At 44.1% G+C, this 26287-nt stretch carries 32 protein-coding genes; 31 read left to right on the top strand and 1 reads right to left on the bottom strand.

The genetic code is table 11. The features are described 5' to 3' along the window. Positions 1-72 precede the first annotated feature (72 nt). From NST74_RS20335 to NST74_RS20325, 3 genes are read left to right on the top strand one after another with little or no spacing between them, the layout of a single operon-like run. A complete protein-coding gene (locus NST74_RS20335) occupies positions 73-666 on the top strand; it encodes a CPBP family intramembrane glutamic endopeptidase (RefSeq protein ID WP_341114109.1) in 594 nt (197 codons plus the stop codon). Further along, positions 663-1034, top strand: coding sequence for a hypothetical protein (locus NST74_RS20330; RefSeq protein ID WP_341114108.1), 372 nt, complete (start codon positions 663-665; stop codon positions 1032-1034). Before NST74_RS20335 ends, NST74_RS20330 begins: the two co-directional genes overlap by 4 nt. Further along, positions 1028-1870 carry a metallophosphoesterase gene (locus tag NST74_RS20325; RefSeq protein ID WP_341114107.1) on the top strand — a complete coding sequence of 281 codons (843 nt, stop codon included), beginning with the start codon at positions 1028-1030 and terminating at the stop codon, positions 1868-1870. The genes NST74_RS20330 and NST74_RS20325 overlap by 7 nt, the downstream gene beginning before the upstream one ends. Positions 1871-1939: 69 nt before the next feature. On the opposite strand, the gene NST74_RS20320 is transcribed toward NST74_RS20325, so the two are convergent. Then, entirely contained in the window at positions 1940-2845 is a 906-nt protein-coding gene (locus NST74_RS20320) for a polysaccharide deacetylase family protein (protein ID WP_341114104.1), read from the bottom strand. An 85-nt stretch (positions 2846-2930) separates the two neighbouring features. On the opposite strand from NST74_RS20320, the gene NST74_RS20315 reads away from it, so the two are divergent. The 28 genes from NST74_RS20315 (at position 2931) to NST74_RS20180 (ending at position 26047) form a co-directional block, all read left to right on the top strand. Further along, positions 2931-3326, top strand: coding sequence for a hypothetical protein (locus NST74_RS20315; RefSeq protein WP_341114102.1), 396 nt, complete (start codon positions 2931-2933; stop codon positions 3324-3326). 264 nt (positions 3327-3590) lie between these two features. Beyond that, the gene (locus NST74_RS20310; protein WP_042129604.1) at positions 3591-4205 is read left to right on the top strand and encodes a genetic competence negative regulator; all 615 of its coding nucleotides are present in this window, start codon (positions 3591-3593) and stop codon (positions 4203-4205) included. 248 nt (positions 4206-4453) lie between these two features. Continuing rightward, complete coding sequence (gene prsW / locus NST74_RS20305; protein WP_060622689.1) at positions 4454-5149, top strand: glutamic-type intramembrane protease PrsW; 696 nt, start codon at positions 4454-4456, stop codon at positions 5147-5149. Between the two features lie 358 nt (positions 5150-5507). Continuing rightward, positions 5508-6866, top strand: coding sequence for a germination protein YpeB (ypeB, locus tag NST74_RS20300; RefSeq protein WP_341114100.1), 1359 nt, complete (start codon positions 5508-5510; stop codon positions 6864-6866). Positions 6867-6994: 128 nt separating this feature from the next. Further along, positions 6995-7648 carry a flagellar brake protein gene (locus tag NST74_RS20295; RefSeq protein WP_341114099.1) on the top strand — a complete coding sequence of 218 codons (654 nt, stop codon included), beginning with the start codon at positions 6995-6997 and terminating at the stop codon, positions 7646-7648. A 207-nt stretch (positions 7649-7855) separates the two neighbouring features. After that, positions 7856-8566, top strand: a complete 711-nt coding sequence (gene cmk / locus NST74_RS20290; protein WP_341114098.1) for a (d)CMP kinase — start codon at positions 7856-7858, stop codon at positions 8564-8566. Then, a complete protein-coding gene (locus NST74_RS20285; protein WP_042129595.1) occupies positions 8563-9150 on the top strand; it encodes a lysophospholipid acyltransferase family protein in 588 nt (195 codons plus the stop codon). The genes cmk and NST74_RS20285 overlap by 4 nt, the downstream gene beginning before the upstream one ends. A gap of 175 nt (positions 9151-9325) precedes the next feature. Next, positions 9326-10648 (top strand): 30S ribosomal protein S1, encoded by a 1323-nt coding sequence (rpsA, locus tag NST74_RS20280; RefSeq protein ID WP_170880310.1) that lies wholly within the window; start codon positions 9326-9328, stop codon positions 10646-10648. Positions 10649-10817: 169 nt separating this feature from the next. Continuing rightward, positions 10818-12143 (top strand): ribosome biogenesis GTPase Der, encoded by a 1326-nt coding sequence (der, locus tag NST74_RS20275; RefSeq protein ID WP_042129594.1) that lies wholly within the window; start codon positions 10818-10820, stop codon positions 12141-12143. Between the two features lie 12 nt (positions 12144-12155). Beyond that, positions 12156-12773, top strand: coding sequence for a glycerol-3-phosphate 1-O-acyltransferase PlsY (gene plsY, locus NST74_RS20270; RefSeq protein WP_042129592.1), 618 nt, complete (start codon positions 12156-12158; stop codon positions 12771-12773). Beyond that, positions 12766-13806, top strand: coding sequence for an NAD(P)H-dependent glycerol-3-phosphate dehydrogenase (locus tag NST74_RS20265; protein WP_042129591.1), 1041 nt, complete (start codon positions 12766-12768; stop codon positions 13804-13806). The genes plsY and NST74_RS20265 overlap by 8 nt, the downstream gene beginning before the upstream one ends. 66 nt (positions 13807-13872) lie before the next feature. Next, the gene (locus NST74_RS20260; protein ID WP_042129590.1) at positions 13873-14148 is read left to right on the top strand and encodes a stage VI sporulation protein F; all 276 of its coding nucleotides are present in this window, start codon (positions 13873-13875) and stop codon (positions 14146-14148) included. Between the two features lie 199 nt (positions 14149-14347). Next, a complete protein-coding gene (locus tag NST74_RS20255) occupies positions 14348-14527 on the top strand; it encodes a DUF2768 family protein (protein ID WP_042129589.1) in 180 nt (59 codons plus the stop codon). A gap of 38 nt (positions 14528-14565) precedes the next feature. Continuing rightward, the gene (locus tag NST74_RS20250) at positions 14566-14934 is read left to right on the top strand and encodes a 2Fe-2S iron-sulfur cluster-binding protein (RefSeq protein WP_341114094.1); all 369 of its coding nucleotides are present in this window, start codon (positions 14566-14568) and stop codon (positions 14932-14934) included. A 30-nt stretch (positions 14935-14964) separates the two neighbouring features. After that, on the top strand, positions 14965-15711 hold the full coding sequence (locus NST74_RS20245; protein ID WP_341114093.1) for a hypothetical protein: 747 nt from the start codon (positions 14965-14967) through the stop codon (positions 15709-15711). 527 nt (positions 15712-16238) lie between these two features. Then, on the top strand, positions 16239-17717 hold the full coding sequence (spoIVA, locus tag NST74_RS20240; protein WP_341114091.1) for a stage IV sporulation protein A: 1479 nt from the start codon (positions 16239-16241) through the stop codon (positions 17715-17717). 376 nt (positions 17718-18093) lie between these two features. Next, entirely contained in the window at positions 18094-18366 is a 273-nt protein-coding gene (locus tag NST74_RS20235; protein WP_036676223.1) for an HU family DNA-binding protein, read from the top strand. 117 nt (positions 18367-18483) lie between these two features. Beyond that, positions 18484-18732, top strand: a complete 249-nt coding sequence (mtrB, locus tag NST74_RS20230) for a trp RNA-binding attenuation protein MtrB (protein ID WP_042129580.1) — start codon at positions 18484-18486, stop codon at positions 18730-18732. A 93-nt stretch (positions 18733-18825) separates the two neighbouring features. Continuing rightward, positions 18826-19368: a hypothetical protein gene (locus NST74_RS20225; RefSeq protein WP_341114090.1), complete on the top strand. Its 543-nt coding sequence runs from the start codon at positions 18826-18828 to the stop codon at positions 19366-19368. A 69-nt stretch (positions 19369-19437) separates the two neighbouring features. Beyond that, entirely contained in the window at positions 19438-20352 is a 915-nt protein-coding gene (locus tag NST74_RS20220; RefSeq protein ID WP_341114088.1) for a heptaprenyl diphosphate synthase component 1, read from the top strand. 3 nt (positions 20353-20355) lie between these two features. Then, on the top strand, positions 20356-21108 hold the full coding sequence (locus NST74_RS20215; RefSeq protein WP_341114087.1) for a demethylmenaquinone methyltransferase: 753 nt from the start codon (positions 20356-20358) through the stop codon (positions 21106-21108). After that, positions 21101-21976 carry a UbiA-like polyprenyltransferase gene (locus tag NST74_RS20210; protein ID WP_042190197.1) on the top strand — a complete coding sequence of 292 codons (876 nt, stop codon included), beginning with the start codon at positions 21101-21103 and terminating at the stop codon, positions 21974-21976. Before NST74_RS20215 ends, NST74_RS20210 begins: the two co-directional genes overlap by 8 nt. Continuing rightward, positions 21973-22575 carry a UbiX family flavin prenyltransferase gene (locus NST74_RS20205; RefSeq protein WP_042129573.1) on the top strand — a complete coding sequence of 201 codons (603 nt, stop codon included), beginning with the start codon at positions 21973-21975 and terminating at the stop codon, positions 22573-22575. Before NST74_RS20210 ends, NST74_RS20205 begins: the two co-directional genes overlap by 4 nt. A gap of 4 nt (positions 22576-22579) precedes the next feature. Continuing rightward, positions 22580-23440, top strand: coding sequence for a menaquinone biosynthetic enzyme MqnA/MqnD family protein (locus NST74_RS20200; RefSeq protein ID WP_341114083.1), 861 nt, complete (start codon positions 22580-22582; stop codon positions 23438-23440). Beyond that, positions 23437-24405: a polyprenyl synthetase family protein gene (locus NST74_RS20195; protein WP_341114081.1), complete on the top strand. Its 969-nt coding sequence runs from the start codon at positions 23437-23439 to the stop codon at positions 24403-24405. The genes NST74_RS20200 and NST74_RS20195 overlap by 4 nt, the downstream gene beginning before the upstream one ends. Positions 24406-24503: 98 nt before the next feature. Next, complete coding sequence (gene ndk, locus NST74_RS20190) at positions 24504-24947, top strand: nucleoside-diphosphate kinase (protein WP_042129567.1); 444 nt, start codon at positions 24504-24506, stop codon at positions 24945-24947. A gap of 27 nt (positions 24948-24974) precedes the next feature. Beyond that, positions 24975-25778, top strand: coding sequence for a CheR family methyltransferase (locus tag NST74_RS20185; protein ID WP_341114079.1), 804 nt, complete (start codon positions 24975-24977; stop codon positions 25776-25778). Positions 25779-25885: 107 nt separating this feature from the next. After that, positions 25886-26047, top strand: a complete 162-nt coding sequence (locus NST74_RS20180) for a hypothetical protein (protein WP_170880309.1) — start codon at positions 25886-25888, stop codon at positions 26045-26047. The last annotated feature ends 240 nt before the right edge of the window (positions 26048-26287 follow it).

Here is a 26287-nt window from a genome sequence, read left to right as displayed (position 1 = left end):
TATTGATAGCAACATTATGGACGGTTTCTCTTTCGGAGCTGCCCGAAAAAATTAAAGAACAGGCAGGTCACGATGAAAAAATTCAAATTTGGTGAGATTAAGATAAAAAAAGTAGAACCAGGCCAGTTAACAGACCGTCTTCTGCTCCTCAATCTCTACATTACTCAGGGGCTTACATTAATTATCGGTTTGATATGGATATTATTTCAGAAAAGAAATCCGTTTCAACTATTAATTTTTCCAGAAAGCGTACATTTTGTGGCATGGGGTCTTGGACTGGCCGCTGTAATGCTGGTAGTTGATTATTTATTGACTCATATTGTACCTGAAGAAAGTATGGATGACGGTGGAATAAACGATCTTTTATTTCGAAATCGGCCTGTATGGCATATTGTTATAATTGCAGCAATGGTATCGATATGTGAGGAGCTTCTGTTCAGAGGAGCGGTTCAACATTCCATAGGTCCTTATTGGACGAGTATTCTATTCGCACTTATTCATGTTCGATATTTGCGCCACTTTGTACCTACCGGATGGGTATTCTTAAGCAGTTATGGTCTTGGATATATATACATTCAATCAGGTAGCCTGTGGGCACCTATACTATGTCATTTCTTCATCGACCTATTCTCTGGTCTGGTGATCCGCTACAGGAGGGAATCATGAGTGAGGAATTGAGCCGGTTGAAGTCTCGTCAGAAAAAGCGTGGTGGCGAAGGCAAAACACCTGGCAAAAGTAAAAAAGCGAATCCGCGATCGGAGGGCGCTCCTAAAAAGAGCAATCATTCGAGGACAGCAACGGCAACTTTATCAAGGAAAGCGCGCCGCCGTCCGGCAGCTTCTACTAAAGGAAGTAACGGTGGGAACAAAGAGCAAGAAGAAACTGTTCCATCACGTTCGGATACGTATTCTTCAGAACGTGTTCGACTTAGCAAAATGTTCGTAAACTCACTGATCTTCATTTTTGTTATATTGCTGGTAGCGCTCCTCTGGTGGGGAATCGAAGGGGCGCCGCCTTTGAGAACTTTATGGTGACCGTTTGGTTATGGGGATTGGTCGGATCTGTGCTTCTGATCGTGGTAATTATTGCAGTGATTATGGTGAGTAACGCCTTTAGAAACAGAATTATTACCGAGGAAATAATTCTAAAGTCTCTCCCTGATGTGTTTGATGGATTTCGGATCCTATTTATAACCGACATCCACCGCAGACGCCTTCCATCAGCGCTATTGAATCCGTTAAAGGGAAAAGTAGATGTTGTTTTACTAGGCGGTGATCTAACGGAAAAAAATAGTCCTCTAGATCGACTGGCCGATAATATGACGCTTGTCACCTCTATTGCTCCTACTTATGTAGTGCATGGAAATCATGATTATCGAGCTGATATTTCAAGGGTTGATCAGATTATTAATGGCAGTGGTGCAAGGCTGTTAATGGATGAAAATGTGCGTATTGAACGTGAGGGAGCATCTCTTTGGTTAACGGGAGTGGATTTTCCAAAAAAGGGTGGTAAGACCTCATATCGTCCATTTCCGCGTCTTACAATGCCTGATGCTTTAGATGTTACTTGTCGGATCATTCTTGTTCATGATCCGCTCTGGCTCTCCATACAGAAAAGTGTGCCGGCTGATCTGATATTGGCAGGACATACGCATGGAGGACAGGTTATACTTCCTTTTTTGGGTCGCAGGCATGTAGAAAATTTCTATCATAAATATGATGCGGGAATGTTTCAATGGCCCAGAAAGGATGGAACTGGAAGGGAAGCAAAGCTGTTGATCAGTAGAGGGTTTGGAACCTCTCACTTGCCAATCCGCTGGGGGAGTCCTGCTGAGATGCATGTATTAACCCTCCGAAAAGAGAAAGAGTAGTTAGTGATAAAAAACAGGTAATCACCTCTTCGTAAGGTGATTACCTGTTTTTTTTGTTCTATTCCAGAATTAACGCATCTTAAGCTCAATGCTGCGGGGATCTACAAAGCTATAGCCTTTGCCTTCAAGTGTAGTAAGCAACTTATCCAAGGCTTCGACTGTCCAAGGGAGTTCATGCATCAGAATATTACTCCCGGAGTGCAACTGGTCCGTTACATTTTTGATCAATTTATCCGTTTTTTCAGTTTCTTTCTCTTTCATCTCCCAGTCTAAAGATCCGTTGGACCAGGTCATATATAGCATCCCGTTCTCAGCGGCAATCTTTTTGCCGACATCACCGCCAGCACCATGTGGAGGGCGGAAAAAGTGAGGGGCTTCACCGATAGTCTCCTTAACAATGCTCTGAACATCTTCGATTTGCTTTTTAACCTCTGCATAAGACTTATCTTTGAGAATAATATGGTCCCAGCTATGGTTGCCAATAATTCCTCCGCGTTTATGAATTAACTCTAAAAGCTCGGGATGCGCTTTAACACGGTAACCGTTCACGAAGAAAATGGCTTTGGCTTGATGCTTGTCTAGAATATCCATTAATGGATTAATCATATTCGCATCTTTGGGACCGTCGTCGAACGTAAGCAAAACGACCTTTTTATTTGTTGATTCTTCATTGGGGACGATATCATAATTTTTGTTCATATGGTACAGAAGTGAAATTTCAGCAGAGGCTTCAGGCCCAGTATTGGTGTTACTTCCTGCAGTTTCACCTTCTAATGTTGCTTGAGGTGTAGGGATGACTGCAACTTCCGCTGTTGGTGCCTCGGTTTCTACGCTCTGTGTAGCTGCCGCTGTGGGCTGATTATTTGTTGTGGTTGTTTCCTTAGTATTGTTGCTATCTCCTCCGCTATTGCTACAGGAAGTCAGCAGCAAGGTAGCTAATAGCAGCACTGATGTCATTTTACCCACTTTTTTCATCTCGCTTTCTTGTGATTAGGTTGTATGAGCCGGAATCTTTACGCGAACACTAAACATGATTTTACCATACAAGGAGGCTGGGAATATGAATACTTCGTCATTTTTATGCGGGGTGCTGATGGGCGCCGCAGCCAGTATGATTATGTCCAAAAAGCGGAATTCTTTAATGTCTTCGCTGGGGCAATCAGGTGGTTCCATGAGCGGGGCCGCGGATAAAGCAAAAGAAAAAATAATTGGTATGGCTACGACAGGATTTGGTAACACTGCTGCTTCAAGCAGTAATGCAAGCAATAATGCGCAAAGTAATGCGCAAAGTAATGGCTCGAACAATGGAACTTCTGAGCATAAAACGGAATCGCCGGCAAAATCAAAAGAATCCAATCTCAAATTACTAAAGGATTTCATTCGCAACAATCCTGAAGTGAAGAGCGAAGTGGAGCAGATTCTAAAAGATACGCATACAGCCATACCGGGATTGTAACCGTAAAGGTCTCCTTCAGAATCATTTTGAGGATGAAATATTCCTCAGGATGATTCTTTTTATATTCAAGCTCTTGAAAATGGTTTATGAAGTAGAATAATAAGCTCTTCAGTAGTGGCAACGTTTTAGAGGATTTTATATATTTATTTTCGTGCATTTATCTCTGCAAAATGATAACATACATACATAGTAACCATTTTTGGCTCATTACTCGGGACTCATCATACATTATAATAAATGAGCTTGCAAAAGGAGGATCCTGTCATGAGAATAGAGCGATTAAGTCAAGATAAGATACGGATTTTCCTCACTTTTGACGACCTGAGCGAGCGGGGCATCCAGAAGGAAGACATGTGGCAGGAAGTTCCCAAGGTACATGACCTGTTTACGGAGATGATGGATCAAGCATATAGTGAACTAGGTTTTGATGCTACCGGTCCGCTTGCCGTAGAAGTTTTCGCATTGCCCGCGCAAGGCATGGTCGTTATAGTGACCCGAGGAAAATATGATCACCATCAGTACGGTGCGTCCGGGGAAGAAGAATTGCCAGAAGAGATTTACGAAATGGAAGTTACTCTTGAACAAAGCGACTCCATTGTATATGCATTCCGCGATTTCGAGGTTCTTGTAGAAGCGGCTCATGTGCTCATCGGTAATATTACTTCCCAGGGGAAACTGTATTCTTATAACAATAAATGGTATCTGTACTTCGATCCAAAGGAATTTGAAGAAACGGCGTTGTCAGGTCTTGTTGGCGTACTTGCTGAGTTTGGAGATTCCTCACCGGTTACAGAAGCTGTTCTCGACGAATACGGGAAGACAGTAATGTCGGAGAATGCAGTCCAGTTGTTGTGCACTCATTTTAAGCGTCAGGATTAATTAGGATGATAGGGCTGATGAGCATCTTTTTGAAATATAAGAAAGTATAAGTTTCACACTATACTCTATCCTTATATTTCTCGCATAAACGCTTACCGTCCTTATAAGGACGCCAAAGGCGTTTATGCTTGGCTGATTAGCCCTAGTCTTGTTCTTGATGGTGTGGCGGTCATTCTTGAATTAAAGCTGTTATCTGCCTTGCTGTAAATCAGCAGTACTAGGCGCTAGGGATATAGGGAGGTTATTCGGTGCTCGTGTTATCGGTTATTTCGTCGGCAGTAGCGCCGGGACTTGCTCTGCTGACCTTTTTTTATCTGAAAGACAAGTATGATCAAGAACCGCTTCATATCGTCATTAAGGTTTTCCTGCTAGGCCTACTGATTGTATTTCCTGTTATGATCATTCAGAGAGGGCTGATGCTGGGGCTGAATGGCGGTCCTTATGTGGAGTCGTTTCTTATATCCGCTGGCGTGGAAGAATGTCTAAAATGGTTTGTGCTTTACCATATGATTTACAATCACACCGAATTTGACGAGCCATATGATGGGATACTATACGCCGTAGCGATTTCGCTCGGCTTCGCAACAATAGAAAATGTAATGTATGCTTGGTATAGCAATGCTTCAATCGGTTCCATGTTTCTGAGAGCACTACTTCCGGTTTCTGGACACGCTATGTTTGGTGTGATCATGGGCTATCACTTAGGGAGAGCCAAGTTCTCAAAAGGGGCTAAAACAAAAGGGATTCTGTTGATCTCTATCTTGTTGCCATGGCTGTGGCATGGGATTTATGACTTTATTTTGAGTACGACAGCTAACTACTGGATATGGTTTATTGTTCCTCTGATGGCTATTCTATGGTACGGAGGAATGGGGAAAGTGGATAGGGCTAATAGCCGATCCCCTTTCCGCTTTCTGAAACGAGAAGAAGAGGTTAACCTATAATCGAGATGGACACACTTATATTCAAAGGATTGTTCCTTAGCGGGGAATTCCAGAGAGGAGAGAGGTGTCTTTTTTTGCGTATAAAAGTCCGTATACTTTGCAAACGATGCGGTGAGACCTACATATTAAGAGGGATAAAAGAGCAGGGTGTTATTCAGACCGGCTTTAAGCAATGCCTTTGCAGTAATAGCAGTGGCTTTGAGATTGAAGAAAGAGCTTAAGTGCTATGATTGAAATTTTGAAGGAATTAGCTCTGTTCATACACTTTAGTCACATTGTGTTACAGACGGGTGCATAAGACTCCCAGTTTATTGTCAAACTAACGCCAATAAGCTATCGAAAGGAGTCTTGTAGCCCTATGTACAAAAGATTAAGTTCTGTAATGTTCCCCCTGACTGCGCTGCTGTTAATTGGAGCGCTCGTGTGGGGTTATCAGGAGAATCAGGAGAAGAATGCGATTCTAATTAAGGCGGAGAACCAATATCAGCGTGCCTTTCATGATTTGTCTTACCATGTGGAACGTCTTCATGGAGAGCTCGGGAACACACTAGCTGTTAACTCCGCTTCTAACGGGATGCACCGCAAAGGACTTGTTAATGTGTGGCGGATGACCAGTGAAGCACAAAATGAAATTAATCAGTTGCCGCTCACATTACTGCCATTTAGCAAAACGGAGGAGTTTCTGTCCAAAATCTCTAACTTTTCTTATAAAGCCGGGATTCGTGATTTCGCTAAGAAGCCTTTGACAGATGGTGAATTGAGCAATTTAAAAGCATTGTATAAGAGTTCTGGAGAAATCTCTAAAGATTTGCAAGATGTTCAGAATAAAGTGATCGGTAGCCGCCTGCGCTGGATGGATGTCGAAACAGCACTGGCTACAGAGAAAAAGGCAGAGGATAATTCGATTATTGACGGCTTCAAGTCGGTGGACAAACGTGTCGAAGGTTACCCTGAACTGGATTGGGGTCCTTCAGTTGCAAGCATTTACGATAAACGTTCTGTAAAAATGCTGGGGGGCACCCCTGTTTCAGTTGAAGATATCAAACGTAAAGCCATTAAGTTTGCAAATGCAGGCTCCAATGCTAAGGTAGATGTGAAAGAAAACGGCAAAAATACGGATTGGCCTTCCTATACGGCTACTGTCAGCGGTTCGAATAATAAGCAGATTATCAGTATGGATTTCACCAAAAATGGTGGTTTGCTGATCTCTTATTATGATAACCGTGAGATTGGTCCAGCTAAGGTATCTTTAGAAGAGGCGGTTACCAAGGCAGAGCAGTTTCTTAAGAAAAAGGGATATCCTCATATGACTGCGGTGAACGCTGACCGTTATGATAATATTGGGAATTTAACCTTTGTAACCAGCCAGAACGATGTATTGATTTATCCTGAGAAAATGACGATTCGCATAGGACTTGATACTGGGACAACGGTTGGATTTGAGGCTAGCGAATATGTCAATGAACATAAGGACAATCGTAAGATTCCAAAGCCTAAGCTCTCCCTTGCGGAAGCAAAGAAATTCCTGAATTCGGATTTCAAGGAGAACTATCATCGCATGGCTTGGATTAAAAATGAGGACTCCGTAGAAGTCTTGACTTACGAATTTGGCGGAGAGGTAAATGGTACTCAGTATCGTATTTATCTTAATGCGGATGATGGCATTGAAGAGTCTGTGGAAGAAATCAGAGCTTCTTCGGGAGTTGAACAAAAGTGAAAGAACAGGGCTTATCCATAATATGGATGAGCCCTTTTTTATTTTTAAAATCAAATAATATTTATCTCATTGGGTGATATTCCCATGCTATAATCATTGTTAACTATACTGATTTGGCGGTGACATCTTTGTATCCTAAAATTAATGAATATCTATACATACAGGTTGCTTCCAGTGACGCTGCTGAAGCAGAAGTTGAATATAGATCGAGAATTGCAGAGACAGAAAACGACGCGTTTCTGATTGAAATCCCTATGCAGGAGAGTAACGGTCGTCTAAAACGACTTTTTATGGGGGACGAGCTTTCGGTTTACTTTATAACGGAGGGCGGCATTAAGAATTACTTTAATACTCATGTTCTCGGGTTTAAAGAAGATGTAATTCGTATGGTACGGATCCAAAAACCAGAGGCGGATTCAATTTTCAAAATTCAGAGACGGAGCTTTTTTCGAGTGAATGCAGATCTTGAATTAGCTGTGAAGGATAACCTTGGTAAAAGATTCCTTGTTCGTACAGATGATATTGGTGGCGGAGGAACCTCTTTCTTGGTGGATAACCAGGTGAAGCTCGATGTGGGGGCGAAATTATCCTGCTGGGTTCTAGTGCCGTATAGAAACGGTAGTATTGAGCATGTAGATTTTGAGGGTGAAGTGGTTCGAATTAAAAAGCTTGAAAATGGGCGTCAATTGGCCATGCTGAAATTTGTGGCTATTACGGATAATGAGCGTCAGAAAATAATACGTTATTGCTTTGAACGTCAGTTTGATTTCCGCAACCGATAGGCATTTTTCTAAGCTCTATTAAGCGTTCTGATTTTGCACTGACGTATAAACTGTGGTATAATTTTATAAGTCGCAGGCAATGCCTGCTTTTTTCTTGATAATATCATCAAGCATATCCAATTGTATGTGCTTCTTGATATTGCAGGAACGAACTTGACATCGCTAGATGCTTTTCTTATGAAAGAGTGTTTGAGGAGGAATGCCCCGTTGGATAGGCAGGGTACACATACTTACGACAGAATTAACGTCGCCATCGACGGACCTGCCGGGGCAGGCAAGAGTACTGTAGCCCGTTTGGTAGCCCAGAAGCTGTCTTATATTTATGTCGATACAGGCGCAATGTACCGGGCAATCACCTGGTATATGATCCGTGAAGGCATAGAACCGGAAGATCAGAATCAAGTGAACCAGAAGGTTCGCGACATGGTTATTGAGCTTATGCCGGAAAAAGACATCCAAAAGGTGCTGATTAATGGGGAAGACGTAACGCCGCATATTCGGAGTCTTCAGGTTAGCGGCCTTGTGTCGCAGTATTCGAAGATCGAAGGTGTAAGGTCCAGACTTAGTCATTTGCAGCGTCAGATGGCGCTTCGCAAAGGCGTTGTAATGGATGGCCGCGATATCGGTACAACCGTGCTGCCCGATGCCGAAGTAAAGATTTTTATGACGGCAAGTGTGGAAGAAAGAGCTCTCCGTCGTTATAAGGAATTGAGAGACGCGGAATCGGTGACACTTCAGCAGCTTGAACATGATATTGCACAGCGAGATCGTCTGGATGAAGGACGGGAGATTTCACCGCTGCGCCGTGCGGAAGATGCAATTCTTCTGGACACGACCTTTATGGATATCAATCAAGTCGTTGAGGCCATTGTATCCCATTGCAGATCTCATGTTGACGGGGAGAGAAATCATTTATGATTTATGTATTTTGCCGAGGATTGCTTCGCTTGATTTACGCAATTGTTTTCCCGCTTAAGATTGTGGGGGAAGAGAATGTGCCAAAGGAGGGCGGGGTGCTGCTCTGTGCCAACCATATTAGTTTGCTAGATCCGATGACTATTGGGATTAAGCTAGACCGTCAGGTAAAGTATATGGCTAAGGCAGAACTGTTTGAGGTTCCTGTGCTTGGGTGGCTCATTAACAAATTGGGTGCTTTTCCGGTCAAACGTGGTGGCGTAAGCAAAGAATCCATTAAAACGGCCCTTAACACACTTCGTAGTGGTAATGTCATGGGTATCTTCCCGGAGGGTACGCGTAACTCTGACGCCGGAGTTGCCAAGAAAGGGGCCGCAAGCTTCGCACTTCGAAGCGGTGCTGCAGTTGTTCCAGCTGCTATTGTCGGTGAGTACAAACCCTTTCGACGGATGGTTGTTGTCTATGGGGCACCTATAGATCTCAGTCAATTTGCCGGTGCAGGAAGTGAATCTCTCGAGGCTGTTACCGATGTCATTATGGAACGCATCAACGAGATGAAGAAGTCGGGTATACCAACTGTTAGTTAAGGGATAAACGAAATAATAAATTTCGTCCAGTACTACGATTAAATAACGGCATAGTCGCTATTTTTTGGAACATACTATCTTCAAGTGTAATTTGTAATGCCAAGCAGTGCTTGTTTTGAACTCTGCTATACGCAGGTTTAAATAAATGGGGTTTTGAATCGAGGAGGCTAATCACATGTCTGAAGAAATTAAAAATCAGGAAGCTACGGAGAGTAATGAAACCGTAGAAGCGGTGGAATCCGCTGTGACAGAAAATAACGGAGCTGTAGAAGAAGTTGCTGCCGTTAACGAAGAAGAAGTGACTAACCAAGCTGACTTGGAAATCATTTCTTTGAAAAAAGGCGATACCGTGAAAGGAACAATCGTCAAAATCGAAGATAACCAAGCTTATGTAAGCATTGGATATAAATACGACGGCGTGATTCCGATTCGCGAATTGTCCGCAGTACAACTGGACAACGCTGCAGCAGCAGTAGAAGTTGGACAGGAAGTAGAATGTAAAGTTGTTAGCATCAACGACAACAAAGAAAGCCTTGTTCTTTCCAAACGTGCTGTTGATAGCGAAAAATCATGGGAAGATCTTGAGAAATATTTTGCTTCTCAAGAAGCTTTCGAAGTTACTGTAGCTGACGTTGTTAAAGGCGGTCTAGTTGCTGATGTTGGAGCACGTGGATTTATCCCTGCTTCTATGGTTGAGCGTCACTTCGTTGAAGATTTCAGCGATTACAAAGGCCGTACCCTGCGCGTTAAAGTGAAAGAACTTGACCGTGAGAACAGCAAAGTAATCCTGTCCGCTAAAGAAGTCCTTGAAGAAGAGTTCGAAGCCAACAAGCTCAAAATTATGGCTGAACTGTCTGAAGGTCAAATCATTGAAGGTACTGTACAACGTCTAACCCAATTCGGCGCATTTGTTGATGTTGGCGGAGTTGATGGTCTTGTACACGTATCCGAAATCGCTTGGAATCACGTAGAGAAACCTTCTGATGTAGTTTCCGAAGGTGATAAAGTACGTGTTAAAGTACTTAAGGTTGATCCTGAAAAAGGAAAAATCAGCTTGAGTATCAAAGCTGCTGCTCCAGGTCCTTGGGACTCTGCTGCTGGCGAAATTAACATCGGTGATGTTGTAACAGGCGTTGTAAAACGTCTTGTGAACTTCGGAGCATTCGTTGAATTGCTTCCAGGGGTGGAAGGTCTTGTGCACATTTCGCAAATCTCCCACAAACACATTGCTACTCCACACGAAGTATTGAAAGAAGGACAAGAAGTTCAAGTGAAAGTACTCGACTTCAACCCATCCGAGAAACGTGTTAGCCTAAGCATCAAAGAAACAGAAGAAGCTCCAGCACCTACTGCTAGACCTGAACGCAGCAACAGCAGAGACAGAGCTCCTAAAGAAGTATTGAACAACCCTAACGTTTCTCTAAGCAACGAAGGCCTTAGCTTTACTCTTGCTGAACGTTTTGGTGACAAGTTGGACAAATTCAAAGGTAATAACTAATCCTGCTTTTTGAATATACGGGTAAAGTAATCGGCGAGCCCTCGATACGGGGGTTCGCCGATTCTCTTTTTCCGGTAACAGAAAGATTTATTAAAGCTAACATGAGTGTTAGCCAATTTTAATGTTTTTTGCTATGATGAGTATCGTAAGGATGACAGGAGGAATGAATATGGCAAGACCCGTTGTGGCAATCGTTGGGAGGCCTAACGTCGGGAAATCGACGATTTTTAATCGGCTGATTGGCGATAGAATGGCCATTGTAGAAGATAAACCGGGGATTACACGTGACCGGATTTATGGTATTTCAGATTGGAACGGTAAGTCGTTCAGTGTGATTGATACCGGTGGTATTGAAATTGATGGAGATGACACGATTCTAAAATCAATCCGCGTTCAAGCGGAGCTGGCGATTGAAGAAGCGGATGTTATTGTATTTATGTGTGAGGCGAAGAGCGGTGTGACGAATTCAGATGAAGAGGTAGCTCAGATTCTGTTCCGTTCTGGTAAACCAATCGTTCTTGCCATCAATAAAGTGGATAATATGAAGCGTGCAGATGATATTTATGAGTTCTATAGCCTAGGCTTTGGAGATCCGATCGGGATTTCCGGTAGTCATGGTACAGGACTCGGTGATTTGTTGGACGCTGTAGTAGAACGTTTGCCAGAGAAAATAGATGATGAATATGATGATGATGTCATTCGTGTTGCATTGATTGGCCGTCCGAATGTAGGTAAATCATCTCTGGTAAATGCGATTCTGGGTGAAGAACGCGTTATCGTTAGTGATATTGCAGGCACTACTCGAGATGCTATTGATACACCATTTGAACGTGATGGACAACGTTATGTACTTATCGATACTGCGGGTATGCGCAAAAAAGGTAAAGTATATGAGAACATTGAGAAATACAGTGTTATGCGTGCTATGCGTGCGATTGAACGGGCTGACGTGGTCCTCGTTGTTATTAACGGTGAAGAGGGTATCATCGATCAGGACAAGCATATTGCTGGTTATGCACATGAAGCAGGTAAGGCATCAATTTTTGTTGTGAACAAATGGGATGCTATTGAGAAAGACGACAAGACTATGCAAAACTTCGAGACTAAGATTCGTGACCATTTCTTGTTTATGAGTTACGCACCGGTTGTCTTCTTGTCGGCTTTGACTAAACAACGCCTGCAAAAACTGCTACCTGTGGTGCAGCATGTATCACAACAGCATGCACTACGTATTACTACGCATCTGGTGAACGATGTTGTATCGGATGCCATTGCGATTAATCCTCCTCCAACTGACAAAGGCCGTCGCTTGCGTATTAACTACGTAACGCAGGTTGCGGTGAAGCCACCGACGATCGTGGTGTTCGTGAATGACCCATCGCTGATGCACTTCTCCTATGAACGTTACTTGGAGAATAAAATCCGTGCGGCGTTTAATTTCGAGGGAACGCCAATCCGTCTCTTTACACGGCGCAAATCCGAAAACGAAGGTTAGGGGAGAAGAAGTGTGGCGCTTGAACTTCTGGTTATCGTTGTAAGCTATTTACTTGGTTCTGTCAGCTTTAGTGTGCTGTTTGCCAAGCTGCTAAAGGGAATTGATATCCGTCAATATGGAAGCGGCAATGCGGGGGCTACCAATACACTACGTGTATTGGGGAAAGGTCCTGCGATATCTGTGCTAGTGCTGGATGTGCTAAAGGGTGTTGCCGCTGTTTGGTTAGGAACTTGGGTAGGTGGCTGGGGAACCTGGGTTGCTGCTCTTTGCGGAATCGCTGCCATTGTTGGACATAACTGGCCGCTTTACTTTCGTTTCCGTGGGGGGAAGGGCATCGCTACTACGATTGGCGTTATGGCTACATTGTGTTTATGGCCAGCGCTGCTCGCCGGTGTCATCGCCATAGGATCTATCTTTATCACTCGTTACGTATCACTTGGCTCGTTAATTTTTGTCGCGCTGACACCGGTCTTTCTATTGCTGACAGGATTTACCCAGCCAGTGCTCTGGACCAGTATTATTATCGCGGTTTTTGCCTTCTGGCGGCACCGGACGAATATTGTTAAGATTGTGGAGGGCCGTGAGAATAAGATAGGCTCAAAAGTAAAAGGAGGGAATCGTGTTGTCTGATAAAGTAACCGTACTAGTAGCGGGGAGCTGGGGAACTGCGCTGGCAAGTGTGCTGGCTGCTAATCACTCGGAAGTTTATCTGTGGACACGTAACTCTGATCAAGCTGCCGAGATCAATGGCTCTCATATGAATAATAAGTATTTACCGGGGATTTCCCTGCCCGCAAACATCATTGCAACCACTGATATGGAGACCGCAGTTTCCGGTTCTAAAGCGGTTGTTATTGTGGCTCCATCTTCAGGTATGCGGCAGGTTGCTCGCAGTCTGAAGCCGTTCTGGAAGGATGATATGCTATGCGTTCATGCTACGAAGGGCTTTGAGACTGAAAGCAAGAAACGGATGTCCATCGTTATTGCTGAGGAGCTCGGCTGTAACGAAGGGCAGATTGTCGTTCTCTCCGGACCGAGTCATGCAGAGGAAGTAGTGCGTCTGTGCCCTACTACGGTTGTTGTGGCTTCACCGGATGATAAGCGTACCGCAGAAGCACAGGAATTGTTCATTAACAATGATTTTCGTGTATATACGAACCGCGATCAGGTAGGGGTAGAGCTTGCTGGTGCACTAAAGAATATTATTGCACTTGGTGCAGGTCTATCCGATGGTCTTGGATTTGGGGATAACGCTAAGGCGGCGCTTCTGACACGTGGACTGGCCGAGATTTCTCGGGTGGGCGTTGAGCTTGGAGCGAATCCTTTGACCTTTGCAGGGCTTGCAGGTATCGGGGATCTTGTAGTGACTGCTACCAGCCAGCACAGCCGTAACTGGCGTGCAGGCTTTATGCTCGGGCAAGGGAAACCATTGGATGAGGTGCTGGAGTCAATGGGGATGGTTGTTGAAGGTATTCGTACCACAGAGGCAGCTTATGCCATTTCCATCAAGCTAGGTGTCCAAATGCCCATTACAGATCAAATTTATCATGTGCTTTTTAAAGGCAGAAGTCCACGTAGTGCTGTCGAAGCTCTGATGGGCCGTGATCGTAAACCTGAGCTTGAGGCGATATCTCAGGAAACTTGGGAGCAGTGGCATTCCTGATCCTGTTCACCTTTTTCCGCGAATTCTCATATGTTGTATTGGGGATTGACGGAGGAGGGATGAAAAGTGAGCAGAGATTTTTCCAAGGATGCATTGAACGCCATTAATAAAAAGGCGGGCAAGAACATTACGGAAAGTGCCGTCAAAAAGCTAGCCAGTACGGTCAAACCAGGAACTACGCAGAATGAAGCCCAGCTCCGCCAGTTAATTAAGCAGGTGTCATCGATGGCTAAAGTGCCGGTCAGTGAAGCTACTGTGCAGGAAATTATCAATGCCGTCAAAAAAGGCGGCGCAGGTACCGGTACAATGGAGTCTTTAATGAAAATGATGCTTAAAAAATAGCTTTAGGTTGGGTGAGCAAAAGATTCGGAATCCATACAGATTCTGTTATCTTTTGCTCTTTTTTTGTATTGATTGGAAAACTATCACAAACAGAATTATCTAAATAATAATATATAAAAAATGATGTTTTTTTACAGAATAGGATAAGGTCATGATATAATAGTCCCTAATATATTACAGGCGAATGGGGGCTTTGACCTTGGATCCGATGACAAAAATGTGGTTGTCCCTGATTGCAATGCTGATTATGGGACTGTCTGTTTTTCTAATAACGTTTGCTCGGAGCAAAACAAAGGGGCTGCTTAAAGCACTGCTATCTATCCTAGCATTTGTCATCATGTTAGTTGGCCTCTTGGGCGGAGTTGTTTCGATTATGTAAGCAGTTACATAGCGATAAGGAAGGAAGGAAGTAACATCATGAAACCGCAAAATGGCGTCACCGTCGTATTTCAACCTGAAGGTCGTAAAGCTGTCGTGAATCGCGGTATCTCCATACTAGAGGCAGCTCGTAAAGCCGGAGTAACGATAACCACTCGCTGTGGAGGCAAAGCAGGCTGCCTGATGTGCAAAGTTAATATTGCAGATGAAGAGGCCTCAGCGGTTAGACCACCTGGAGATGTTGAACGGCGTAAGCTTGGAACTGCGTTAGAAGAAGGAATGCGTCTGGCCTGTCAGGCTGCCGTATGGGGCGATGTGACCGTTCAGGTACCAGAAGATCCACTTAAGGCTGCTGTGCGCCGTAAGCTTGAAGCAGCGCGGCGTGGGGAAGAAGATGAGCTGTGGTAGTGTCAGATTGTCACCGTGGGAGGGACTCGGTTGGAGTATATACGAAGAAAGAAGAAACTAAAGGCAGGAGCAAGACTTTGTCTAGTAGTGATGTCGATAACTCTTACTCTTTCGGGTTGTCTGTATCCTGGAGAAGAGAAACGAACTAGTGTTAATTATCGGGAAAGTGTGAAGCGGATACAAGCAGCCGTGGATGATTATCAACAGGAGGAAGGTGTGCTTCCGATTCTTAATGCGGATGAAACTACTCCAAGATATGAGAAGTTCCGTATAGACCTGGGCAAGCTTAACAATAAGGGATATTTGGATGATATTCCTGCAACGGCTTTTGAACAGGGAGGAAGTGCTTATTTTCTAATTTTGAATGAGGAAATTGATCCAGTAGTTAAGGTAATGGACCTTGTTACCGTTCAAAAGGTGAATGATGTGCAGCGACAGATTAACCGTTATAAATCAGCTCATGACGGCTCTCTACCTATGCTTGATGAGCTTTATCCTGGACTGTACACCATTGATCATAAGAAAGCAGGAACGAGCTCCATATCATTAACTAGTGTCTATTCCGGCCAGGTTCTTGATTTCATCATGGATAAGACTGGTACGGTCTACGTAGATTATGTTTTTGATATAATGGCTGCCATCGATAAGAATGGTGGAGAACATGATGAGAAAAAAGATTTGCGACTAGATCTGGAGGAGGCATCCTATTACGTGCCCGTGAAGTCTTTGCCGTATTTATGGATTAACAATCAGCCGATTCCACAGCCTCCTAGTTAAGTGTACATAAAATACTGCCATTCAGAAGAAGAGCTTCCCCAAACATCGGTTTCAGGCCGAGGGGGAAGTTCTTTTTTTTATATAAAAGTATAAGTTTCATGTATACATTATCCTTATAATTCTCCCATAAACGCTTAACGTCCTTTAGGGACGTCGAAGGCGTTTTCGCTTGCTTAAAATAGCTGTTCTATCAATGAATCCTATCTCATATGATGGATGAGAAAGCTTCCGGGCGTCAGACGCCTTGCGGCGCGCACAACTAATTTTTTTAGAAATTACATTGCAAAATGCGCGATTATGGGTCATAAATTCGTTCCGGATACATATGATGATACTAGTCCAAATGCATGTCCGAGCATTCGGAGTTTAGCGCGGGGCAAGTACGTCCCGGTCGAAAGCAGCTAGGCTTCGGGCGGGCATACGATAAGTCCGGTTGATGTCCTGCAAGGGTCAGATTACCGGCGGAACGCGAAGTCGATGCTCTTCAGGCATTTTTTCTTCGGAGTAATATGAGGAGGGGATCTCTTTTGGAAAAAGTGGATATTTTCAAGGACATTGCCGAGCGTACCGGCGGAGACATTTATCTTGGCGTCGTCGGCGCGGTTCGCACGGGGAAATCGACATTTATCAAGCGCTTCATGGAAACAATCGTCCTGCCGAACATCACGAATGAGGCAGATCGGCTAAGAGCTGTGGATGAGCTTCCGCAAAGTGCAGCAGGCAAAACAATTATGACCACTGAACCTAAGTTCGTGCCTAACAACGCAGTCCAAATCAAGGTTGCGGAAGGGCTTGAGGTTAATGTTCGACTGGTAGACTGTGTGGGCTACGCTGTAGAAGGCGCTAAGGGCTATGAGGATGAGAATGGACCACGAATGATCTCTACTCCTTGGTTTGAGGAGCCAATTCCTTTTCAGGAAGCGGCAGAGATCGGAACACGTAAGGTCATCCAGGAGCATTCAACGCTTGGTGTTGTAGTAACAACAGATGGTACGATTGCAGAAATTCCGCGGAACTCGTACGTGGACTCTGAAGAGCGTGTCATTGCAGAGCTGAAGGAAGTGGGTAAGCCATTTGTACTGGTCATAAACTCCACTCGGCCACGCAGTGAGGAAGCGCAGCAGCTCCGCAGCGAGCTAGCCATCAAATACGATATTCCTGTTATGACGCTTAGCGCGGCAAACATGACTGAAGAGGATGTAACCGGTGTACTTCGTGAGGTGTTGTACGAATTCCCAGTACATGAAGTGAACGTAAACTTGCCAAGCTGGGTTATGGTGCTTGGAGAGAATCACTGGCTGCGTAGTAGCTATGAGAACTCCGTTCGCGATACGGTAAAAGACATTCGCCGTTTGCGGGATGTTGACCGCCTAGTATCTCAATTTACTGAGTATGATTTTATCGATAAAGCTGGCCTAAGTGGTATGAACATGGGTCAGGGTGTAGCAGAGATCGACCTGTATGCCCCAGAAGAGCTGTATGACCAAGTTCTGATGGAGGTAGTGGGGGTTGAAATCCGCGGCAAGGATCACTTACTCCAGCTGATGCAGGAATTCTCTCATGCAAAAAGGGAGTACGACCGCTTCTCGGAAGCTTTAGAAATGGTCAAAACTACCGGATATGGTATCGCTGCTCCTTCGTTAGCTGAAATGGCTCTTGATGAACCCGAGCTGATTCGTCAAGGCTCTCGCTTTGGGGTTCGTTTAAAGGCTACTGCACCATCTATTCATATGATTCGTGTTGATGTTGAATCTGAATTCTCACCAATCATTGGAACAGAGAAGCAGAGCGAAGAGTTGGTTCGTTATCTGATGCAGGATTTCGAGAACGACCCGATCAAGATTTGGGAATCCGATATTTTTGGGCGCTCCTTGCATTCCATTGTAAGGGAAGGTATTCAAGGCAAGATTGCAATGATGCCGGATAATGCGCGCTACAAATTGCAAGAAACGCTTGGTCGGATCATCAATGAGGGCTCAGGCGGACTGATTGCAATTATTCTCTAACCTGAATTTAAGCGGATTGGAAGAGTGGGAGAGATCCCACTCTTTTTATGCGTAAAAATAAAGAAACTTGATTCCTAGTTCCTATAATAACGGTGAATCTGACTCAATTTTTATGCGGAAAAGCAGAATTAACCTGGTCTTATAGGTCTATAAAATTAGATAGAAATTAGATAATTACGCAAGCATAGATGATAATTTCTACTCCTTTTTTGTCTAACTGCTTGAATTTATGGATGGGCTGTATTACTATAAGTTTGTTGCGCTTCAAGGTCTATGGGCGCCAGTGATCAGTAATAAACGGGATTATCACGTATATTTTACGTTGAAACGGAAACAGTGTATGATACCGGAAATTTACTCAGGGAGGTGAGAAAACATGAATAAATCTGATTTGATCAATGTAGTTACAGAAGCAACTGAACTTCCCAAGAAGGATGCTACTAAAGCTGTAGATGCGGTTTTCGAAGCAATTACAGAAGCACTGCAAAGCGGTGACAAAGTACAACTGGTTGGATTCGGAAACTTTGAAGTGCGCGAACGTTCCGCACGTAAAGGCCGTAACCCACAAACTGGTGAAGAAATCGAAATTCCTGCAAGCAAGGTGCCAGCTTTCAAACCTGGTAAGGCGCTGAAAGACGGAATCAAATAAAGATTTCTACATATCAATCCCATAGTCTTTTTAAGTAACAACTATGCCGCCCTCCAAGGCGGCATTTGTTTTTTCGGATATCATGGGCTGTACATTAGGGTTAGAGGAGGATCAGCAATGACGGATAAAAAGACGAACGAAAATCCGCTTCCGACAGGCAGCGACTATATTGTGGTTAAGGCTAAAGAGAACGGCGTTCAAGTTATTGGTCTAACTAGAGGTACGGATACACGCTTTCATCATACAGAGAAGCTAGACAAGGGTGAGGTGTTGATTGCCCAATTTACCGATCATACCTCAGCTATGAAAATCCGCGGTAAAGCTGAAATTTTAACGAAACATGGACAATTGGAAAGTGAAAGCTGAAAAGCAGGCATAGCCTGCTTTTTTTCAAAATATAGTAAGGGTGAATGATCATATCCGCATAAAAGTGGGTACTATGGATAAGGGGGCGTGTCCATGAACAAAGCCTGGTTGGTCGGTGCTGTATTACTTTTGAGTGCGACCTCTGCTATTATTTTGCCGAAACTGGCAGACTTAGACTCATCCGTACAGCAGAGAAATGGAACAGTGGAGACTTTTACTGGCAGCCATAACACAGTGCTGGGCAATGACAATCTTGTTGATATTATGGGCGCTCTTCCGTTGACCTTATCCATAGATAGCGTAGGTTGGGAAGATCATGTTCTGTCACTGGACCTAAAAGTGAGCGGGAACGATCATGAACCTGAGGAACTCTATCAAAATATGTCTCAGGCCATTTCCTTTGCTATGCAAGAAACTTCGAATGTGAATCAGCTTTTACTTCGCATTGTCGTAGAGGATAAATGGCTTGGCAGCCGACGACTGTTGTTAGCTGGAGATATCAGACGTTCGGAGTGGTCTTATGCGCTGCAAGATGAACTCCAGTCTAGGGGGAATCTTCCTATATCGGATCGTCTCAAAACGGGCTTCCGCATTAGTGAAACCGAGCTCTGGAAGAAACAGTTCATTTATCCTTGAATGGATTAAAAGAAACTCAGACGTATCACAGTGCGTGACAAAAAAACATGTGATATAATAGACAAGATTGTGAACAAACGAATTATTATTATGTCAATGGCTTCGGAGGCTGAAATGAAACCGTACTGCATACCGCAACTGGCTAAACCCTACACAGACTACGACATGATTCAGAAGCATACGGAATTGCCGCCGTTTTCTGATGGCCGGGGTCATTTGTTATATATTTTTCTAAATCACGCATCTTCTGCAAAAGGTAGTGCCGGAGAGTTGTACACGCTTGTGACAGCGCTTGTTCAACTGGGACTGGACACTCATGAGGTAATTGACCGTTCAAATGATAGACGGGGGGGAGATCCTATGCGATCCCGTCAATTGAAGGTGCTAGCTGGTGATTACTTCAGTAGCTGGTTTTACCATTTGCTTGCAAAGAGTGATCAGATCGAGATGATTGGAATCTTGAGTAAGGCAATTGCAGATTTCAATGTCTTGAAAGCGAATCTCTACGTGAAAATGAGAGGCATACGCCTTTCGGCTGAACAATACTTGCGGCATATGGTACAGCTGAATATGCGGCTGTTCCTTTCTTTTACGCCTTTGATTGAGAACTCTGTAGTGGAGCTGTGGGAGAAACTGCTGGCAGAATTCAGTCAATGCGAGACCGTTGCTCTTGAGCTTTCCCGTAGTGATGATCCTGCAAATGCAGGGAATGGCTATTGCTATTGGAAGATGATGGAGACTGCAACGGAGGAAGAAAGCAAGCAGCTTCAAGACCGGAACCTTGATCAGAAGGAATGGAAGATGCTGAAAATGAAATATAAATGTGATTCTCAACTGACAGACAAGCTGCATCAATCGCTTCAGTCTATTCAGGGATTATTGCAAAATGTTAAAGACGAGAGTTTGCTTAGAGAGCTAGAGATCGCGCTGGATCGTTTTCTCCTGCAGATGAAGGTCACAGGACAAGCAGCCGTGGAGGGTTAATGGATGACTATGGAAAAGACGACAACTGCTGTGGGTGACAACAGCAAACCAAAAGAGCAGTTTGTGCATTCCGTGTTTGAGAGCATTGCTGGAAAATACGATTTAATGAATGACATCCTAAGCTTTCGCCGCCACAAGGCTTGGCGTAAATTCACGATGAAGAAGATGGGGATGAAGCGTGGCGATTCCGCCGTTGACCTATGTTGCGGAACCTGTGATTGGAGCATCGCTTTGGCGGAAGCCTCGCAGACTGGCAATGTGATCGGACTGGATTTTAGTGCGGGCATGCTTGAAGTAGGACGCCGTAAGGTTGAAGAGCGCAAGCTTCAGAACCGTATTTCGCTGGTGCAAGGCAATGCGATGGAGTTACCTTTTGAAGATAATGCATTTGATTATGCAACGATTGGATTCGGTCTACGCAACGTGCCAGATCCTGTTCAAGTGCTTAACGAAATGAAGCGGGTAGTAAAACCTGGTGGAATGGTTGTGTGTTTGGAGCTATCGAAGCCGATGAAACAGCCGTTTAAAGGCGTGTATTTCTTCTATTTCCAGCGTGTACTCCCACTGCTTGGTAAGCTATTCGCAAAAAGGTACGAGCAATACAAATGGCTGCCAGAGTCACTGGCATTGTTCCCTGACCGGGAGCAGCTAGCCACTATTTTCCGTGAAACCGGACTTCAAAAAGTGGAATCCTTCCCCTTGACCGGAGGCATCGCGGCATTACATATTGGGCTCAAGGAGAACAGGAATGTTTAAGAAAATCGGTATCTTTTTACAAATGATTAAGTTTGAACATACGGTATTTGCTTTACCCTTTGCCTTTATGGGTGCTTTACTGGGATCCGTTGTCATGAATGATAGCCTCCCATCTTGGAGTCAAATTGGCTGGATTGTAATCGCTATGTTTGGAGCTCGAAGTGCAGCTATGGGATTGAATCGATTGATAGATCGAATCAGTGATGCCAAGAATCCACGCACAGCGGGAAGAGCGATTCCTGCAGGGTTACTTAAGATCGGTGAAGTTGTCATTTTTATCGGCATTTCGTTTTTCTTGCTCTTTTGGGCAGCCTTTAAATTGAATCCTTTGTCAGCTAAGCTGTTACCTATCGCTGTATTCCTTCTTGTTATTTATTCATTCACTAAGCGCTTTACATGGGCATGCCATCTTATCCTCGGCCTCACCATTGCGCTTGCACCTCTGGGCGGCTGGGTAGCTGTGACCGGTAGTGTGAATTGGACTTCAATGGTATTTTACTTCACAATTGTGTTTTGGACTGCTGGTTTTGATGTTATATACTCTTGTCAGGATGTTGAATTTGATCTTAAAGAAGGCTTGAAATCCATTCCAGTTCGTTTTGGGGTCCAAGGTGCGCTCGTTATTGCCCGTGTGTTTCACATTCTTACGGCGATTGGATTCGTATCGCTGTTGTTTTTGACGGATTTAAGCTGGTGGTATGTGGCAGGTATGATTCTTGCTTATATTATTCTTTTTTATGAGCATTATATTGTATCTCCGAGTGATCTTAGTCGTTTGCAAACCGCTTTTTTCACTATGAACGGCGTGCTGAGCATCGTGGTGTTCTCTTTCACTTTGATTGACTTGGTGGTGCATTTCAAAAAATGACGCTTACTAAACCGAAAAACTTCGTGGTAGGAATTACAGGGGCAAGCGGTGCTATTTATGGTATTCGTCTGATCGAAACGTTGTTATCGCTAGGCTACTCCGTGCATTTGGTAGTAAGCAATGCGGGCTGGCGCGTATTTAAAGAAGAACTAGGTTATATCGCATCAGACCGGGAAGGCTTTTTGAACGAAAAGTTCAAGGGCTATCCCGGTTCTCTGCTTTATCATCCTGTCGCTGATATCGGCGCAACGATCGCAAGTGGTTCCTTTCGTGTAGAAGGGATGATTATAATGCCTTGTTCCATGGGAACATTGTCAGCAGTTGCTAATGGTACTTCAGATAATCTGATGACTCGTGCTGCTGATGTTATGCTTAAGGAAGGACGTCCACTGGTCCTTGTACCTCGTGAGACACCTCTGCATGCTATTCATCTAGAGAATATGTTGAAGCTGTCCCGTCTGGGGGTTCGGATCATTCCGGCAATGCCGGCTTTTTACTTTGGGCCGCAAAGTATGGATGATCTGATTAATTTCATGGTGGGTAAAGTGCTTGACAGCTTTAATATTGAACATCAATTATTTCGCAGATGGGGGGATTGAAAGAATGGAGAATAACAGCCACACCATCATCGGCAAAATCAGCTATACCAACTCATGGCCGGTATTTCACAATTTTCATCCCTCTGCATTGAAATATCCTGCAGAGATGGTGAGTGAAGTACCTGCCATTCTTAATCAGGGGATGAGTCGCGGAACGATTCATGTAGGTGCGTTATCCTCTTTTGCTTATGCTGAAGCCAGTGAGAAGTTATTGCTGTTACCTGATTTATCGGTAAGTGCGGACGGTCCGGTGAGGTCAATATTTCTTTTTTCTCGGGTGCCTCTTGCACAGATAGGTTCAGGTACGATTGCTGTTACGAACACTTCTGCAACATCGGTTAACTTGCTGAAAATTTTAATGGAAAAAGCTTTTGGCAATAAACCAGAATATATTAGTGCTAATCCTGATTTGGATGCCATGATGCATCAAGCAGATGCCTGTTTACTCATTGGTGATCATGCGATTAAAGCCTCTTGGCAGGATCAAGGTTATATCGTAACGGATTTAGCAGAGCTCTGGAAAGAATGGACGGGCTTAGGGATGACCTTTGCGGTCTGGGCAGTGAATCGAAAGGCAGCGGAGGACAAACCGGAAGCCATAGCTGAGATTGCAGAAGCTTTTGCTGAGAGTAAGCTCCGGGGATTAAGTGATTTAGATCCTATTGTACTTGCAGCCTGTACGACAATTGGAGGTACTAAGTCTTATTGGGAAGGGTACTTTCGCAATTTATGCTATGATTTTGGAGAAAGGCAGCAGAAAGGTCTGAACCTCTATTTCCGCTATGCCTATGAGATGGGTCTGCTGCCGCAGGCAGTGAAGATGGAGATTTGGAGTCATAAACTGTTGACACGGGTGAAGGAATGAAACGACTACAAATATTCGGATTACTGAACAGAGACATGGATCAGATTGAAAAAGAGTTGTATCGTAGCGTACAGGGTGATGACGACTTGCTAACCGAGACTTCCCTGCATTTATTAAAGGCTGGCGGTAAAAGATTGCGCCCTGTATTTGTCTTAATGGGAGGAAAGTTTGGCAAGTATGATCTAGAGAAGCTGAAGCGTGTGGCGATTCCGCTGGAATTAATTCATAGCGCATCACTTGTTCACGATGATGTCATCGACGATGCAGAGCTCCGCCGAGGTGAACTTACTGTAAAGGCCAAATGGGGCGATAAAATTGCCATGTACACTGGTGACTACATATATGCGAAAGCGCTGGTGATGACGACGGAACTAAAGAATCCGCGAATTCATCAGATTTTGTCTAAAGCGATGATTGAAATGTCTATCGGTGAGATGGAGCAGATTCGTGACTTCTTTAACAGCGAGCAAAGTGTGCGTCATTATCTTCGCCGAATTCGCCGCAAAACAGCTTTGTTGATTGCTGTTAGCTGCCAACTTGGAGCACTTGCTGCTGATGCAGATCCAGAGGTGGCACGTCTACTTTATAATTATGGATATAATGTAGGGATGGCCTTCCAAATCCGTGATGATTTGCTCGACCTCTCAGGCACTGAGAAGCAAATCGGTAAACCTCCGGGCAGTGATATGCGGCAAGGAAATATTACCCTTCCTGTCATTTATAGCTTGGAAGATGATAGGTTGCGAGCCCCGCTTCTTGAGGAGTTGAAGTCTATTCGCGAAGGCCACAGCACAGTAGGACGTGCTATTGACCTTATTCTTTCTGGAGACGGAATCACCCGTTCCGAGGAGCTGGCTTCGCGTTATATCGCGAAGGCACTTGCCGCACTAGATCAGTTGCCTAACAACAAGACTAAGCGTAATCTGCGTGATATTGCCTTTTTTGTAACTGGTAGAGCTTATTGAGGTTTTGGTGATTACAAATTAAACGTTTCCAGAAAGCGCGGTTTCTGTTAAGATAGCGTCAAAACAACCCAACTTATGGGGAATTGGAGAGTGCCTCTATGGAAAAGACATATCTGATGGTCAAGCCGGATGGAGTACAACGTGGATTAATCGGGCGTATTGTTTCACGTTTTGAAGATAAGGGCTTTAAGCTGGTCGCTGCTAAGCTGATTACAGTTAGTGAAGACCAAGCTAAAAGACATTATGCGGAGCATGCTGGCAAGGACTTTTTTTCAGAGCTGGTCTCTTTTATTACCTCTGGTCCAGTGTTTGCAATGGTATGGGAAGGTGATGATGTTGTAACATTGTCCCGTACACTCATTGGTAAAACGAAGGTAGGAGAAGCTATGCCGGGTACAATTCGCGGTGACTTTGCCAGTCATACACCGCTTAATTTGATTCATGGATCAGACTCGCCTGAAAGTGCAGAACGAGAAATTGCAAATTTCTTTACGCCAGATGAACTGAATCTGTATAACAAAGAGATCGCACTCTGGATGTAGGAGCCAAGCGGGAGGCAGGGGATTAACATGTCTGATCGTAATGTTGCAGCATTAACAGCAGATTCAGATTACATTGGGTTTATTCATCATGTTAAGCAAAGCACCGGAATTGATCTAGCTCAGTATAAAGAAGCGCAGATGAAGCGGCGTTTAACGACTCTTCGTGTGAAGAATGGATATCAAACCTTTAGTGATTTTTTTGCCGCAATGATGAAGGACAAGGAATTATTTTATGAATTTTTGGACCGAATGACGATTAACGTCTCCGAGTTTTGGCGGAATCCGAATCGATGGGAAGTATTGCGAGATATCATTCTTCCTGACATACAACAATCTGGTCGCAGATTAAAGCTGTGGAGCGCTGCGTGTTCCACTGGAGAAGAACCTTATACGCTGGCTATGATTTTATCGGATAAGAATTTATTGGGACAGACTGGCATTCTGGCTACGGATATTGACGACGGTGCGCTTTCCAAAGCAAAGCAGGGCTTGTATCTGGAACGTTCTTTAAAGGATGTGCCTAAGGATGTTGCTGCTCGTTATTTCAAACCCGAGGGTCCTTTATTCAAAGTTAGTGATACGCTTAAGAAAAACATAGATTTCCGCAAACAGAACCTACTGCTGGACAAGTTCGACGAGGGCTTTGATCTTATCATTTGTCGCAATGTAATGATCTATTTTACTGAAGAGGCGAAGAATAAGCTCTACCATAAGTTCTCGGCAAGTTTACGTCCCGGTGGATATTTGTTTGTAGGCAGCACAGAGCAAATCTTTACTCCAGCACAATATGGCTTTGAATCGACGGAAACCTTTTTCTATCGTAAAAAATAAATACTTCTTGCTCCTTCGTCCGTGTACTTTTTAACGTATACTTTCGCTATAGTTCAGTGATACTGGGTAGTAGAATCTGTAAGCTAAGTGAAAGGATCGTTAAACCGATGGACAAAAGCAAGGTCATTGCCGCGTACAAACGAGGCTTTATCACCGTTCGTGAGTGCGGGCAAATTCTCGGTGTAGAAGAAATGCAATTGAAGCGCCTTCTGCAGCTGGAAGAGCGTAAGTCTACATTTCCTTCAACGAGTCAGCGGATCGGCAGCTAACAAGCGCCGGACTGAGCCGAGGAGCGCCATTTATACTCTTTAGAGTATGAATGGCGCTTTTTCTTTAAAAATATAAGGAAATAGAAGTTCCGCACTTCCTCAACAGTAACGCTCATAATGTGAATTAGGGAAAATGTACCTAATTATTCTGATAAATACACGGAAATAAGGTTTTTTAGGGAAAACCTCCCTAATCATCCATCGAAAAGATAGACAAAGAGGTGATTTCACGGAAAATTA

Source organism: Paenibacillus sp. FSL F4-0125 (assembly GCF_038008565.1).
In the GTDB taxonomy this organism is placed as follows: Bacteria; Bacillota; Bacilli; order Paenibacillales; family Paenibacillaceae; genus Paenibacillus_AQ.
The sequence above is the reverse complement of the archived record's forward strand: the minus strand, read 5'-3'. Positions and strand labels throughout refer to the sequence as shown.

Excerpts from the sequence above, each read along its gene's own strand:
- NST74_RS20335 (WP_341114109.1), top strand. The coding sequence starts at position 73 with ATGAAAAAATTCAAATTTGGTGAGATTAAGATAAAAAAAGTAGAACCA.
- NST74_RS20235 (WP_036676223.1), top strand. The coding sequence starts at position 18,094 with ATGAATAAATCTGATTTGATCAATGTAGTTACAGAAGCAACTGAACTT.
- NST74_RS20200 (WP_341114083.1), top strand. The coding sequence starts at position 22,580 with ATGGAGAATAACAGCCACACCATCATCGGCAAAATCAGCTATACCAAC.
- NST74_RS20250 (WP_341114094.1), top strand. The coding sequence starts at position 14,566 with ATGAAACCGCAAAATGGCGTCACCGTCGTATTTCAACCTGAAGGTCGT.
- NST74_RS20315 (WP_341114102.1), top strand. The coding sequence starts at position 2,931 with ATGAATACTTCGTCATTTTTATGCGGGGTGCTGATGGGCGCCGCAGCC.
- mtrB (WP_042129580.1), top strand. The coding sequence starts at position 18,484 with ATGACGGATAAAAAGACGAACGAAAATCCGCTTCCGACAGGCAGCGAC.
- NST74_RS20325 (WP_341114107.1), top strand. The coding sequence starts at position 1,028 with ATGGTGACCGTTTGGTTATGGGGATTGGTCGGATCTGTGCTTCTGATC.
- NST74_RS20310 (WP_042129604.1), top strand. The coding sequence starts at position 3,591 with ATGAGAATAGAGCGATTAAGTCAAGATAAGATACGGATTTTCCTCACT.
- NST74_RS20215 (WP_341114087.1), top strand. The coding sequence starts at position 20,356 with ATGACTATGGAAAAGACGACAACTGCTGTGGGTGACAACAGCAAACCA.
- ndk (WP_042129567.1), top strand. The coding sequence starts at position 24,504 with ATGGAAAAGACATATCTGATGGTCAAGCCGGATGGAGTACAACGTGGA.
- ypeB (WP_341114100.1), top strand. The coding sequence starts at position 5,508 with ATGTACAAAAGATTAAGTTCTGTAATGTTCCCCCTGACTGCGCTGCTG.
- NST74_RS20195 (WP_341114081.1), top strand. The coding sequence starts at position 23,437 with ATGAAACGACTACAAATATTCGGATTACTGAACAGAGACATGGATCAG.
- NST74_RS20225 (WP_341114090.1), top strand. The coding sequence starts at position 18,826 with ATGAACAAAGCCTGGTTGGTCGGTGCTGTATTACTTTTGAGTGCGACC.
- NST74_RS20320 (WP_341114104.1), bottom strand. The coding sequence starts at position 2,845 with ATGAAAAAAGTGGGTAAAATGACATCAGTGCTGCTATTAGCTACCTTG.
- NST74_RS20205 (WP_042129573.1), top strand. The coding sequence starts at position 21,973 with ATGACGCTTACTAAACCGAAAAACTTCGTGGTAGGAATTACAGGGGCA.
- NST74_RS20180 (WP_170880309.1), top strand. The coding sequence starts at position 25,886 with ATGGACAAAAGCAAGGTCATTGCCGCGTACAAACGAGGCTTTATCACC.
- NST74_RS20330 (WP_341114108.1), top strand. The coding sequence starts at position 663 with ATGAGTGAGGAATTGAGCCGGTTGAAGTCTCGTCAGAAAAAGCGTGGT.
- NST74_RS20285 (WP_042129595.1), top strand. The coding sequence starts at position 8,563 with ATGATTTATGTATTTTGCCGAGGATTGCTTCGCTTGATTTACGCAATT.
- der (WP_042129594.1), top strand. The coding sequence starts at position 10,818 with ATGGCAAGACCCGTTGTGGCAATCGTTGGGAGGCCTAACGTCGGGAAA.
- rpsA (WP_170880310.1), top strand. The coding sequence starts at position 9,326 with ATGTCTGAAGAAATTAAAAATCAGGAAGCTACGGAGAGTAATGAAACC.
- NST74_RS20210 (WP_042190197.1), top strand. The coding sequence starts at position 21,101 with ATGTTTAAGAAAATCGGTATCTTTTTACAAATGATTAAGTTTGAACAT.
- NST74_RS20185 (WP_341114079.1), top strand. The coding sequence starts at position 24,975 with ATGTCTGATCGTAATGTTGCAGCATTAACAGCAGATTCAGATTACATT.